The sequence below is a fragment of the Nitrosomonas sp. JL21 genome, from assembly GCF_009833095.1.
Lineage (GTDB): Bacteria > Pseudomonadota > Gammaproteobacteria > Burkholderiales > Nitrosomonadaceae > Nitrosomonas.
The window spans coordinates 1-13,345 of sequence record NZ_QRCB01000045.1 but is presented as its reverse complement, the minus strand read 5'-3'; the positions used below and the strand labels follow the sequence as shown (position 1 = coordinate 13,345).

The window sequence follows — 13,345 nt, the reverse complement described above, 5'->3', positions numbered from 1 at the left end:
TGCACGGTCATGTCACTCGCACCCTGCAGGAAACCCAACGCGCATTATTGACGCCGGATGAATGCATGCGGCTGCCTGGGCCTCAGAAAGATGCGAACGGCAATATTACCAAACCAGGGGACATGATCATTTATGTTGCAGGTTTCCCAGCGATCTATGGCACACAAACTTTGTATTTTGAGGATGAGGCTTTTACCGCACGAGCGCAGGTGAGTCCACCAAAATCCAGCGATAAATTAACCGGATTGTGAAAGACCTGGCACACATGAGAATCAATTCCATGAAAAAACCAATCAAAATCCTGACCGTTACTGTTCTGGTAGTGAGCGTTAGCCTATTTGTGCTGAGTATTGGTGCAAAAATAAGCGGGATTTATATCAATACCACGCCAAGCTTGCCAATGGGTTTTTACAGAATCGTTCATGAACCTATTGTCAGCGGCGCCTATGTTGCTTTCTGCCCACCTCAGAACGAGGTTTTTGATCAAGCTCTCGCGAGAGGGTATATCGGGCGCGGTAATTGCCCAGGCGGCTATAGCCTGTTGCTCAAACGTGTCTTGGCGATGGCAGGAGATACGGTATTGATCGATCAAGCTGGCATTGTTGTAAATGGAGAGCATTTGCCCAATAGCGTTCAGTTAAAAGCAGATGCTAACAATCAGCCACTGCCGCAATACCGCTTTGATGCGGTATTAGATGATGCCGAGTATCTTTTGCTATCCGATTTAAATCCACAATCCTTTGATGCGCGTTATTTTGGGTTCATTGCGCGTGATCAAATTAAGCAAGTTGTTCGTCCGATTTTTACCTGGCGTCATTAATCAAAATTAATAGGAGTCAAAGCCATGCATAGACCACCGACCAATATTGAAACCGATAATCCTGAAATACAAGAAGTCATAGAGGAAAAGCTACTCGATGCCCAGATACCGGGTTTCAAGGCTCAATTTGAGCCTCTGGAAGCAGAAATGCTCGGAGCCTTTACCGAGGATGCCTTGAATGAGAAAGATGCGCTGGAGAGCGCTATAGACATCCTGGGGGCGGACAATGAAAAAAACTAACAAAGCTTTCCATGAACAAGTCGCCGAGAATCTGATCGAGCAGCTCAAAAAAGGTGTTGCACCCTGGCAAAAACCCTGGAAACCGGGTGATCTGTCGGCTGCCTTACCTTTTAACCCAACAACTGCTAAGCGCTACCGGGGCATTAATAATTTGAACCTGATCAGCCGGGGATACACTGATCCACGCTGGCTGACGTATAAACAGGCAGAAGCAGCGGGGGCACAGGTGCGCAAAGGTCAAAAAAGCACACCCGTGCAATACTGGCTATTTGCTGAAGAACGGATAAAAACGGATGAGCAGGGCGTGCCGATATTGGACAGTGAAGGCCAGCCCATCAAAGAGCACATCAAACTTGAACGCTCCAAGGTGTTTTATGCCGCTGTATTTAACGCTGAGCAAATCGATAACCTGCCAGAATTGGTTATTAAGGCCCCAGACTGGGATCCACTGGAGCGTGCAGAAGATTTATTGCAGCACTCTCAAGCCATTATCCATCACGGTGAGATCGATGACGCGTTTTATCGACCATCGACCGACAGTATTCATCTGCCGCATAAACACCAATTTCCCACAGCGGCTGGTTATTACCAAACAGCTCTGCATGAACTAGGCCATTGGAGTGGCCACGAATCACGCTTGAATCGTGATCTCTTCCATCCATTCGGTAGTGAAGGGTATGCAAGGGAAGAATTACGCGCCGAGATTGCAAGTATGTTGCTGGGTGGTGAACTGGGCATCGGTCACGATCCCGGGCAGCATGTGACCTATGTAGGGGCATGGATCAAAGCCCTGCAGGATGATCCCCTCGAGATATTTCGTGCTGCGGCAGATGCAGAAAAAATTCGGGAATTTGTACTCGCATTATCACATCAACAAGAAATTGATGTAACGGAGGCAACCAAAATGGATCCAATCACCTATACCGATAATCATGATCATGGCGCACATAAGCAACAGCAGTCGGCCGGGGAAGAGCAGGGGGGTACTCGGCAATATTTGGTTGTGCCATACAAAGACAAAGAACTTGCCAAGTTTGCCGGGGCGCGCTGGGATAAAAAGGCTAAAGCCTGGTATGTGGGGCCCGATGCCGACATAGAAGCGCTGCAACCCTGGTTGCCCGAGAACGTAGCTCTGCGGCCAGAACCGGCTATAGATCCAATAGTTGAGTTTGCCGAGTTGTTACGCACTCAAGGGTGCCAAGTGGATGGTAATCATCCCGTGATGGATGGTCAGACTCACAGGATTAAAGTTGCCGGTGACAAACGAAGTGAGAAATCCGGATTTTACGTAGCCCATCTGGATGGCCGCCCAGCAGGGTATTTCAAAAACAATCGAACCGGCATTGAAACACGGTGGAAGGCCAAGGGATATTCTTTAACGGATGAGCAGAAAGCTGAGTTGTTTGCCCAGGCCGCGATCAAGCTGCAAATCAGAGAAGCCGAACACCATGCCCAGCACATCAAAATTGCGCAAGCCATTCAGGAATTGCTCACTATCGCTCCCAATGCCGATGTCAGCCATTCCTATCTCGTTGATAAAAATGCCCGGGCAGGGGATTTAAAGGTCGTACCTCAAAATGGAGATCTTTTACCAGCCGATTCCATCATTAAAATTGCCAGCAATTGGCAGGAAGCCAAACAATTGCGCGAAGATCACCCTGAATGTCTGGTGTTGACTCCCGGCGATTTATTGCTGTCTGCTCAGGATGTTGATGGTTCTATCTGGAGCGTGCAAACGATACAGGCCAATGGTACTAAGCTTTTTGCGGCCGGTAGCAAAAAGGAGCATACCTTTCATATTGTAGGTAATAATGGTTTGGCATTGGATGAAGCCATTAACTCAGTTCCTACCATTGTGATTGCCGAAGGCTATGCCACAGCGGATACCGTATCCCAAGCGTTGAATCAACCAGTCATTGCAGCGTTTGATTCCGGCAATCTGCCCAAAGTAGCGCAAGATTTACATGCAAAATTTCCTTCCAAACCTATCATTATCGCCGGGGACGATGATCTTCATCTGGAGTCAACCCATGGCAAAAATCCAGGCAGAGAGAAAGCATTGGAAGCGGCACAGCTGGTGAATGGTGTTGCGGTATTTCCGGTTTTTGCGCCAGGGGAGCAAATGAAGTCCAGTCTCAGTGATTTTAATGATCTGGTTAATCAAAGTGTGCTTGGGCTTGAAGCTGTCAAGCGACAAGTTGGATCCGCTGTGGAGCGAGTACTGCGAAATACACGTGCGGAAAATCTTCAGACTCCGACTAAGTTAAGGCAGGAAACTGCACAAAAACGCGCATTGGCGAGATAATCCAGGGAGATCAGCAGTTGCTACCGGAAACCGAGAAGTTTTATGACCGAAAATGATGCAATAATCAGAGCTAAAGAAAGGGGCTTGGGGCTATAGCAGGTCCTGATGATGGTTATCCACAAAAATAGTGGATGAAGATGTGGATAAGTGCTTTAAATTGAGCATTGATCATGATTATCTCGGATGCTCAAAAATTAACCTTCAAGTTTCCTGACATTTTTAAAATGTGCGGCGGTATTCAATATCAAGATCACAAAATCTGAAATACGCAAGAACTACTCATAGATATAGCTCAATGCGAATAGAAATGTCTAAGAAAAACAAACAATCTTAGAAATATTTTTATTGTCTAAAATTGTTTGTTAGTAGATCTGAAATCAAGTCAGAACAATAGCTATTTTAAATAAGCTATTGATTCAAAGTAGCCGATATCACTGAGGCCATAATTGCTGGCCATTATATATTACCGGCATATCACGATTAATCTGTGCTGCGGAAGGCTTAATCTCTACCTTTAAGCCCGCACCATTACAAGAAGCTGGTAAGGGATTAGCAATAAGATCTCTAGTGATTGTCCACGGTGCTGGGCCATCATCGGTAGTACTTACACGATCATATGGTGTTCCCAAATTATTATGCGTCCACAAATCAACAACCCCTTCAGTTGCAAATTGATCAACCCCAGTAATTTTACAAACATTAGCAATTGAAATATAAATTGTCACATTGTCCGCACAAGATGTTGGTTCAATGGCAGGGGCAGTTAATCTAAATTGTGTCGCAACATTCAATGTATGAGGTACACCCGGACCACCTCCTGCCCAAAATCCATTTACATTACCTAAAGAATCTGCTTTTTCTTCCATTACATCAAAAGCACCTCGATTAAACATAAGTTGGGCATTATTAGCATAATTAGTTAGAAAATCAGTTACAGGACCTGTGTGAGGCTGGCCATCAACCAATACAGTGGAATCAACTCCATCAGGAAAAACAACTGATGTTCCAAGCATATCGTTTTCACCGCATGCATGAGCAACAAGGTAATTGATAATACGAGTATTCTCAACCATAGTAGGAGTATCGAGACGTGTGTGAGCAAATGCGCTTGTCCCAAAGATGATTATACCTGCTGCGAATGGAAATAATAATTTATAAGAATTTTTCATTTATTAACCTATTTAATTTTGAGAATTAAAGCCTAATCTTTTTTGCAATATTAAAGACGAGATTCAGATGTAATCCAAGAATCTCGTAGTATTATCTAAATTAAAGAGATTTTTGACAATGCGACATATTGTCGCACTTAAAATCATACTGATGAAAAATCCATTTCAGTGATTTATATGATGAGAGCCGTTAACAATTGTATCCTTCTCTATAGATTGCAGATTACATATATGATTGCTAGAACCTAGCTCCATCTGCAAGGTACTATGATTAATATTAAAACGCTCACTCAGAGTTTTCATTATCTCATCCATGTAATTATCTCCGGGATAACCATCAGGTATTACAAGATGAACGGTCAAGGCGTTTTCAGTAGTACTCATTCCCCAGATATGAAGATCATGGATATCTTTTACGCCACGGCAACTTCGCAAGTAAGCGTCAACTGAGGAAAGATCGATGTCTGTGGGTACAGCATTAAGTGCGAGTTTAAGTGATTCTTGCAATAATCCCCAGGTGCTTATAATAATAATAAGTACAATTATTTGACTAACTACAGGATCAAGCCAATACCATCCGGTGAACATCATACCTATCCCAGACAGCATTACGCTAAATGAAATACCTGCATCCGCAGCCATATGTAAATAAGCTCCTCGAATATTTATGTCGTTTTTGCTATCCTTCATAAATAAAAAAGCGGATAAGCCATTAATTAAGATCCCGATTATTGAAACAAGTACGACTGTCATTTCCGCAATTGCTGGTGGATGCATCAAGCGTTGAAACGATTCCCAGGCTATCCCACCGCAGACAATTAAAAGAAGCATAGCATTTGCTAATGCTGCCAAAATGGTAGAACTTCGCAATCCATAGGTAAAACGTTCGCTGGGTGCCTTACCGGCAAGCACTGTTGCTATCCAAGCTAATATTAAAGCCGAGACATCTGAAAGATTGTGACCTGCATCTGCGATTAATGCGGCTGAGTTAGCAATAAAACCATACGTAAACTCTGCAACTACATAAACAGAATTAAGAACTATAGTAAAAATAAAAACTCGACCATGATTTACTAAATTTTTATGTTCATGATTATGTTTTGAAGTATGTTCTTTTTTTGAAGATCTAAACATTATTCTAATATATATAATTGATTTAATAAATCAAATGCTCTGTTTAAGTTCAGTAAAAAATTACATCAGAATATTATTTGCCGATTCTATTGGCTTCGGAATATTTGTTTCATTCAACATTTCAAGAAGATCTATTTCAATATTACGGCTTATTGATGAAATAGGAATGTCATTCGACCCAGCTTGAAAAGGATTCTCTGTAGATTCACCAATCTTATCCATAGTTCGAAAAACCCAAGAAACAATTACGCAGAAAGGAATGGTGAGCCAGGTAATATGATGGCCCAGTTTTTCAAACTCAGGTAACATTCCAAAGGGTAGCAAGAATATGAATATCCAAACAAAATAAAGATTCAAACTGGCAAATTGCCGAGGATATGGAAAATTTTTTATTCGTTCACATTTCCCTTGATACTCATAAAAATCAGATAATATCCTTTGCAATTCAATATATCGAAAGTTTTCAATAAATCCTTTGCTGAGCAAATTTTTTAAATCTTCTGACTGAACTTTAATGATATGTGCTGCTCGATTCGTCTTACTTAGAATATATTCCTTATCTTCAATAGATAGAAAAGGATCAATATCATCTTCTAAGGAAATATGATGTTCTGGAACAATGAAATGTTTCGAATTTTCAATATTATATTTTTTATTTTTTGCTTCCCATCCTCTTGTTTGGCGTAATTGATGGCGCAAAGCTGTAAGCCATGCAATATGGCGATAAATAAGCCTACGATGAATTAACTCCATTTCGTTGTCAGAAATGGTATGTTGAGCTTGATTGTTTGAAATGTATGTTTGTACCAGCATTCCCCAAGTACGGCTTGAATTTACTATAGAACCATATATTTTTCGTGCTTCCCAAAAACGATCATATGTAGCGTTATCTTGAAAGCCGATTATAATGGCAACAGCTGTTCCGATAAGTGCCATAGGCAGCCAAGGAAGTGCCAGCCATTGAAAGTGGAAAAATTCGTAAGTCGCAGTTGGTACTGCTGCGACTATTATAAAAATTAATATGTCTCTTTTAGACCAAATAAGGACTTTCTTTAAACCAAGACTTTTTCCAATATGCATAGACAAAAACCTTTTTTTCTTAACCTAAACTCTATTTGAGTTTCATTAAACTTCTTAAAGTTACTTCTTCAATGATTCTTAGTTGAGTTGTTCAAATTCCTTAATAAAACCATAACTTATAATTCAAATTAATGAATATTAAATTTGTTCTCTTTATTTAAGTCACAATTACTTCTTCTTTTTCTCTTAATTTATTGATATTTTTTTGTTTGCAAGTCCTGCTCATGTACAAGACGATACAGAACTGGCAATACCAGCAGAGTGAGTATCGTAGATGAAAGTATTCCGCCAATTACCACTGTAGCTAACGGACGCTGCACTTCTGCGCCGGTTCCGGTTGCAAGAGCCATAGGTACAAATCCCAGAGCTGCCACAAGAGCTGTCATCAATACAGGTCGCAGCCTAGTAAGTGCTCCAGTTTCAATAGCTTCACCTAAAGTCATACCTTGTTTTCGCAGATCTTTAATGTATGCCAACATAACTAGGCCATTTAGCACAGCCACACCGGATAAAGCAATAAACCCCACTCCAGCAGAAATAGACAGAGGAATATCACGCAACCACAATGCAAATACACCTCCGCTGAGGGCAAATGGCACACCTGTGAACATTAGTAGCCCATCCTTGTAATTTCCAAACATGGTATAAAGCAAAATAAAGATCAAGCTAAGCGCTACGGGAATTACGATTTGTAAGCGATTTGCTGCTGAGATCAGCTGCTCAAATTGACCACCCCAGGTAATCCAGTATCCGGCAGGGAATTGAATTTTTTCAGCAATAACAGACTGCGCTTCCTCAACAAAAGAACCAAGATCCCGGCCTCGTACGTTTGCTGTAACAACAGCCCTACGTTTTCCATTTTCACGACTTATCTGGTTCGGGCCCTGAATATGTTCGAAATTGACAACATCACCTAACGTAATGTAGCCAGGCATGTTAGCCAAGTTTGAGCTAAGGATGCCGCTATTGTTATAGGATGCTGGAAGCTTAATAGGTAATCGCTTCAATAGCTCAGTATCGGTTCGTAATTCCTCAGGTAAGCGAACTTGTAGTTCAAAACGGCGATCACCTTCATATATAAGACCCGCAGTTCTTCCCCCAATCGCTATAGCAATAGAATCTTGAATATCAATTGCATTCAAACCATAACGCGCCATTTTTGCTCTATCAATCTGAATGGAAAGTACAGGTAAGCCGCTCAATTGTTCAATTCTCACATCGGAAGCACCAGGGATCTGATTTAACGTATCTTCAATTTGTTCGCTTGTAGACAGCAAAGTATCGAGGTCATCGCCAAATACTTTTACTGCCACGTCGGCCCGAACACCTGACAATAGCTCATTAAAACGCATCTGTATCGGCTGGGTAAACTCATAATTATTCCCAGGAATTTTTTTGACTGATCGTTCCATAGCTGTGATCAATTCAACTTTGGGTAGCGCCGGGTCTGGCCACTCAAATGATGGTTTTAAAATCACAAAAAGGTCAGCTACATTGGGGGGCATAGGATCGGTCGCAATCTCGGCGGTTCCAATCTTTGCAAAAACCCTTTCAACTTCAGGAAATGAATCGATAATTTTCTCAATTTCATTCTGCATTTCAATGGCTGTGGTAAGACTTGTTCCTGGAATACGGATTGCGTGCAATGCAATGTCGCCTTCGTTGAGACTGGGGATGAACTCACTACCCATACGTGTAGTGAGCAAGCTGGAAAGTATTACAATAGCTACTGCGAATGTGACCGTGATGCCCTTGTTGCTCATGGCAGCTTTAAGTAGAGGCAAATATAATTTTTTTGCCAATTTCACAACCGCATTTTCTTTTTCTACTACTTTGCTTGAGAGAAATAACGCGATAGCAGCTGGAATAAATGTTACAGAAAGAACCATTGCTCCAAATAACGCGATTACGACTGTGAAAGCCATCGGATGGAACATTTTTCCTTCAACACCTGATAGTGCAAAAATAGGCAAGTACACTACCAAGATGATCAGCTCGCCATAGATTAATACTCGCCGAGCTTCTCTTGATGCATCGAAAACGATTTTAAAACGTTCTTCTGAAGTAAGTACTCTTCCCAAGCGAGCCTGTTCGTGAGCCAAACGTCTAATACTGTTCTCGACAATAACAATAGCGCCATCCACAATCAGCCCAAAATCTAATGCGCCTAAGCTCATCAAGTTAGCGCTTACCTGATTGAGGACCATACCGCTAAAAGTAAATAACATTGACAGGGGAATAACAAGGGCAGTAATCAATGCTGCCCTAATATTCCCTAAAAAAACGAATAGCACAACAATGACCAAGGTAGCGCCTTCAAACAAATTCGACGCGACTGTATAAATGGTTTTATCTACAAGAGTAGTTCGATTATAGACAGGGGTAGCGGTGATACCCGTCGGTAAGGTCAGATTAATTTCAGTTAATTTTTTAGCGGCCGCATGAGAAACAGTACGACTGTTTTCGCCAATGAGCATAAGCGCAGTTCCTACCACAACTTCTTTACCGTTTTGAGTAGCTGCGCCTGCTCGCAATTCGTTACCAATAATGACGTCTGCTACATCTTTAACAAGTACTGGTACTCCTTGACGGTTATCCAAAATAATATTGGAAATTTCTTCCAAATCTGCTACTTGACCTGGAACACGTATCAGTTTCTGTTCGCCGCTTTTCTCTATGTAGCCTGCACCAACAATAAGATTATTGCGTTCTAATGCGAGTACTATGTCTTGAAGCGTAATTCTGTAGGAAATTAATTTATCAGGATACGGTGTAACATGAAATTGCTTTACGTATCCACCTATTGCATTGACTTCTGTAATACCTTTTACTAGGCGCATTTGAGGTTTTATGATCCAATCCTCAATTTCACGCAAATCTATTAAAGTATATTCAGTTCCATCGATTTTTTTAGCACCTGGCTTGGCTTCAACAGTCCACATAAATATTTCACCTAAACCGGTAGAGATAGGACCCATTGCCGGAACGATACCTATAGGAAGCTTTTCTTTCGCTTGCTGGATCCGCTGACTTACCAGTTGCCTCGCAAAATGAATATCTGTTCCATCTTCAAATATTACTGTTACCTGTGACAGACCATAACGTGAAATAGAACGTGTATAATGAAGATTTGGAAGTCCAGCCATTAACGTTTCTATAGGAAATGTGATTCTCTGCTCAGCCTCTAATGGTGAATAACCTGGAGCCACAGTGTTAATCTGTACCTGTATGTTAGTTATATCTGGTACTGCATCGATCGATAATTTCTGAAAGCTAAAAATCCCAAGGACTGCCATTCCAACAACTGCAATAAGTACAATTCCTCGTTGTTGAATAGATGCTCGCAAAATAAATTCAATCATAATTTCAATTCTATAAATTACTGGAATAGTGACTAGAAGCTCTTCCTGGAAAAGGATTCTTAGTGTTCATGGCTTGCTTCTGATTTACCCAACTCGGACTTTATGATGAAGCTATTACCCGCTGCATATGGCTCTCCTGCAGTAAGCCCTGTAATTACTTCTACCATCGACCCGTCACTTAATCCCAACTTCAAAGGACGAGCTTCAAAGTATTGGTCGTACCTACCGAACACCACAGTCCATTCTCCAAGAGTCTGAATGGCATCAGCTGAAACGGCTACCGGAACCTGTACGTTAGCTCTGACTAATTCTGCAGTTACAAACATGCCTGGCAACCACCTGCCTTCTGGATTATCAAGTTCTACCCGTGCAGTAGCAGTTCTGGTAGCCACCCCAATAAGAGGAGTAATGAAAGTAACACTACCTTTGCCTTTAATATCAATTGCAGTTGCTTTGACTAATGTTTCTTCTCCAATCTTGAGTACATCCAAATCCTTCTCATACACAATGATTTGTGCCCAAACAGTCGAGGTGTCAGCTATGACAAAAATTTCTGAATCTTCTTTAACTGTTTGGCCCGTTGCAATTGTTCTTGCCGTAATAAGTCCGGTAACCGGCGCATGGATTTCGTAACGCGCTAGATTTTCGCCTTGGGTAACTTTCTCAGGTCTAATTCCTAGCGCTAAGAGTTTTGCAGAGGCAAGATCCTTATTGATTTCCGCATCATTTAAGGCTTGCTGAGCAGCAAGATAATCTTGTTTTGCAGAAATTCTTTCTTCCCATAGTTCTTTCTCGCGTTCAAATGTGATTCGTGCAAAAGCTAAACGCTTTTTGGCTGCGAGAAATTGACTGCGCAAATCAACCAACAATGGACTCTCAATAACAGCTAGTACATCACCTTTCCGAACATGCTCTCCTCGCTGGCGGTTAACAGCAAAAACTTGTCCTGGTGCGCGCGGCACAACCTGCACAATATTGTATTCATTGAATCCGATTTCACCTGGTAGCCTCAACATGGGCTTAATTTTTGCCGGTCCAGCTTTGCGTATTTCGATCCCTATACTCTTGAGTATTTCATCAGGAATTTTTACTCGTGCTTCAATCTGGCTATAAGCCCAACGATAAGATCTACCTTTGAAGTCAGCTTCAATGACCATATCAAATGAATGTGGCTCCTCCACGATTTGATCGCTAAAAAGATAGTCCTTTCCTGGTTGGAAATTAAAAACCTGAGCTGGTGTTCCAAGTCGTGATAGCGTGATATTAACTTTCGCTAATGATGGAGATATTTGTTCGTCATTTTCGTAAAGATAAAGCCGAAACTGTGGTGGAGCTCCTTTTTCGAATATCGTTACTTCAACTCCAAAATCATTCTTTGAAAATAGCTTTCCACCTTTGGAACCTTTACTTGGCTCGCTTAAAGCCAGGCTTTCCAATATAACTTTCGAGTTATCCTTTGATGGAGGCTTCTTATGGTCATGATTAGATTCAGCGCTAGGACCTTGGTTTTCTTGAGTATTGCTAAGCACAGATCCTTTGTTTTCGTGTGCATCCGTATGTTGTGCTCCCGGACTAAGGATTACCAAACTCAATACAACAGTAATTGCGATTATTGCAATAACCCAAATCAATTGATGTTTAATCACAAACCGCTCCTTAGATGATTATTTGTATGATTCATTATTAATCGGAGATATATATTATGTTGTGTTCGGCTGTGGCCTCAATCGAACCAGCAATCAAGCGTTCAATTTCATTAACCAGACGCTGGTAATTCGCCAGAGCACGGATGTACAAAATTTGGTTTTGGAATAATGTGCGTTGCGCATCCAGCAATTCCAAAAAGCCAAACTTACCCATTTCGTAGCCTTTCTTAGTGACTCCAAATGCCCGAGCGGCTCCTGGTAGTATTTTGCTGCTCAGCATGTTTACTTCAGTTTGTGCTGCCGTCAGTGTTTCGTAAGCCTGCGCTAGGTCAGTCTTAATTCGTAACTCAGTAACTGCTTGTTCATCAGCTGCCTTATAAATGCGTTGCTGTGCTTCCTTTATATTTCCTTGATTTCTATTGAACAAAGGTAGTGGCACAGCCACGCTAACAACTGCGGTAGTGCCTCCTATAGCAGCATGATGAACAGCACCTGCGCTTACAGTGAGATTTGGAATACGCCGTGATTTTTCGACTTCCAGTAGTGATTTACGCTGCTCTAGATTTTTTAAAGCGCGTAATGCCATAGGGTTTTTTAAAGCCCGCACTGTTAATGCTTCTAAGCTCGGCACTGAAATCAATGACTCAAGATTCCCTACAGACTTGACAAATTGAGGAGAAGAATTACCCCATAATTGTCCAAGCCTACTACGTGCTACCGATAGATCACGTTGAGCTTGACTAAAAGCGACTTGAGTAGCTGAAAGTACAACCTCAACTTTAGTTTCTTCAATAGGAGGCGCTTGGCCAGCTTGAACGCGTTTTGCTACTGTATTAACTACTGTTTGTGCCAAATGCTGAGTTTCTTCTGCGAGCCGAAATTGTTCTTGAGTAGCAAGAACCTCTGTAAAAGCATTTGCCACCTGGGCAATAAGGTCTAATTTTCTTATTTCGTAATCTTGAAGAGCGACTTGCTCACCTAATGATGCTGCATAAATACGATCAGCACGTTTTCCTCCAAGCTCAATTATTTGGCTTATTCGTATTGTCGAAAGTTGTTGCACGATCTCTTTAGCAACGCTTTTTTCTGAATTTATATCACCCCGAAGAGAACCAATATTTCCAACGTTTTCTACATTCACTGAAAGATCGGGATTAGGAATTAAACCAGCTTGAAGCGTAACTCCCTCTTGTGCTTCCATTTCTTTAGCAAAAGCTGCCAATTCTGGATTGTGCTTTAACGCAAGCCGTACGGCATCCCGTAAAGTTATGTCATTACTTTCTTGTGAAAATGAAATGGAGAGATCTTGTTGCTTTAAATGACCTGTATTTGATAATTTATTCTCAGCAATAACGTCAGATATGGAATTTAATACAACAAGAAGCACAATGCTTAAAAAGTATCGTGATATAAAATATCTCATATAAATCAGAAATCTTCGCAATCATCACTTAACTAATACTATTTTAGGTATAGAAAGTGAGGAGAATTAATAGCAGACAGAAGCTACTTAGTCTGAATAAAATAAGTTTTCAATCAAGAGGTTAAATAGCAAAATGACGCTAATGCTAATTTTTATATTGATTGAA

Annotated in this window: 10 protein-coding genes; 4 read left to right on the top strand and 6 right to left on the bottom strand. The window is 41.4% G+C overall.

Annotated elements, in window-relative coordinates; all coding sequences use genetic code 11:
- From ABF87_RS12730 to ABF87_RS12715, 4 genes are all read left to right on the top strand, one after another.
- A partial coding sequence (locus ABF87_RS12730; RefSeq protein ID WP_160829498.1) for a type IV secretory system conjugative DNA transfer family protein occupies positions 1 to 251 on the top strand: 251 nt, incomplete at its 5' end.
- 29 nt (positions 252 to 280) lie between these two features.
- Entirely contained in the window at positions 281 to 820 is a 540-nt protein-coding gene (traF, locus tag ABF87_RS12725) for a conjugative transfer signal peptidase TraF (protein WP_160829497.1), read from the top strand.
- Positions 821 to 844: 24 nt separating this feature from the next.
- Positions 845 to 1,060 carry a conjugal transfer protein TraD gene (locus ABF87_RS12720; protein ID WP_160829496.1) on the top strand — a complete coding sequence of 72 codons (216 nt, stop codon included), beginning with the start codon at positions 845 to 847 and terminating at the stop codon, positions 1,058 to 1,060.
- Positions 1,047 to 3,365 carry a zincin-like metallopeptidase domain-containing protein gene (locus tag ABF87_RS12715; protein ID WP_160829495.1) on the top strand — a complete coding sequence of 773 codons (2,319 nt, stop codon included), beginning with the start codon at positions 1,047 to 1,049 and terminating at the stop codon, positions 3,363 to 3,365. Before ABF87_RS12720 ends, ABF87_RS12715 begins: the two co-directional genes overlap by 14 nt.
- Positions 3,366 to 3,796: 431 nt before the next feature.
- Here the strand turns inward: ABF87_RS12715 and ABF87_RS12710 are convergent, their stop codons facing one another.
- The 6 genes from ABF87_RS12710 to ABF87_RS12685 all read right to left on the bottom strand — a co-directional run bounded on the left by ABF87_RS12710 (position 3,797) and on the right by ABF87_RS12685 (position 13,179).
- A complete protein-coding gene (locus tag ABF87_RS12710; RefSeq protein WP_160829494.1) occupies positions 3,797 to 4,534 on the bottom strand; it encodes a hypothetical protein in 738 nt (245 codons plus the stop codon).
- 165 nt (positions 4,535 to 4,699) lie between these two features.
- The gene (locus tag ABF87_RS12705; RefSeq protein ID WP_160829493.1) at positions 4,700 to 5,668 is read right to left on the bottom strand and encodes a cation diffusion facilitator family transporter; all 969 of its coding nucleotides are present in this window, start codon (positions 5,666 to 5,668) and stop codon (positions 4,700 to 4,702) included.
- 60 nt (positions 5,669 to 5,728) lie between these two features.
- Positions 5,729 to 6,748 carry a bestrophin family ion channel gene (locus ABF87_RS12700; RefSeq protein WP_160829492.1) on the bottom strand — a complete coding sequence of 340 codons (1,020 nt, stop codon included), beginning with the start codon at positions 6,746 to 6,748 and terminating at the stop codon, positions 5,729 to 5,731.
- A 191-nt stretch (positions 6,749 to 6,939) separates the two neighbouring features.
- On the bottom strand, positions 6,940 to 10,110 hold the full coding sequence (locus tag ABF87_RS12695; protein ID WP_160829491.1) for a CusA/CzcA family heavy metal efflux RND transporter: 3,171 nt from the start codon (positions 10,108 to 10,110) through the stop codon (positions 6,940 to 6,942).
- 59 nt (positions 10,111 to 10,169) lie between these two features.
- Complete coding sequence (locus ABF87_RS12690) at positions 10,170 to 11,756, bottom strand: efflux RND transporter periplasmic adaptor subunit (RefSeq protein ID WP_345789917.1); 1,587 nt, start codon at positions 11,754 to 11,756, stop codon at positions 10,170 to 10,172.
- A gap of 37 nt (positions 11,757 to 11,793) precedes the next feature.
- Positions 11,794 to 13,179 (bottom strand): TolC family protein, encoded by a 1,386-nt coding sequence (locus ABF87_RS12685; protein WP_160829490.1) that lies wholly within the window; start codon positions 13,177 to 13,179, stop codon positions 11,794 to 11,796.
- Positions 13,180 to 13,345 lie beyond the last annotated feature (166 nt).

Excerpts from the sequence above, each read along its gene's own strand:
- traF (WP_160829497.1), top strand. The coding sequence starts at position 281 with ATGAAAAAACCAATCAAAATCCTGACCGTTACTGTTCTGGTAGTGAGC.
- ABF87_RS12720 (WP_160829496.1), top strand. The coding sequence starts at position 845 with ATGCATAGACCACCGACCAATATTGAAACCGATAATCCTGAAATACAA.
- ABF87_RS12715 (WP_160829495.1), top strand. The coding sequence starts at position 1,047 with ATGAAAAAAACTAACAAAGCTTTCCATGAACAAGTCGCCGAGAATCTG.
- ABF87_RS12710 (WP_160829494.1), bottom strand. The coding sequence starts at position 4,534 with ATGAAAAATTCTTATAAATTATTATTTCCATTCGCAGCAGGTATAATC.
- ABF87_RS12705 (WP_160829493.1), bottom strand. The coding sequence starts at position 5,668 with ATGTTTAGATCTTCAAAAAAAGAACATACTTCAAAACATAATCATGAA.
- ABF87_RS12700 (WP_160829492.1), bottom strand. The coding sequence starts at position 6,748 with ATGCATATTGGAAAAAGTCTTGGTTTAAAGAAAGTCCTTATTTGGTCT.
- ABF87_RS12695 (WP_160829491.1), bottom strand. The coding sequence starts at position 10,110 with ATGATTGAATTTATTTTGCGAGCATCTATTCAACAACGAGGAATTGTA.
- ABF87_RS12685 (WP_160829490.1), bottom strand. The coding sequence starts at position 13,179 with ATGAGATATTTTATATCACGATACTTTTTAAGCATTGTGCTTCTTGTT.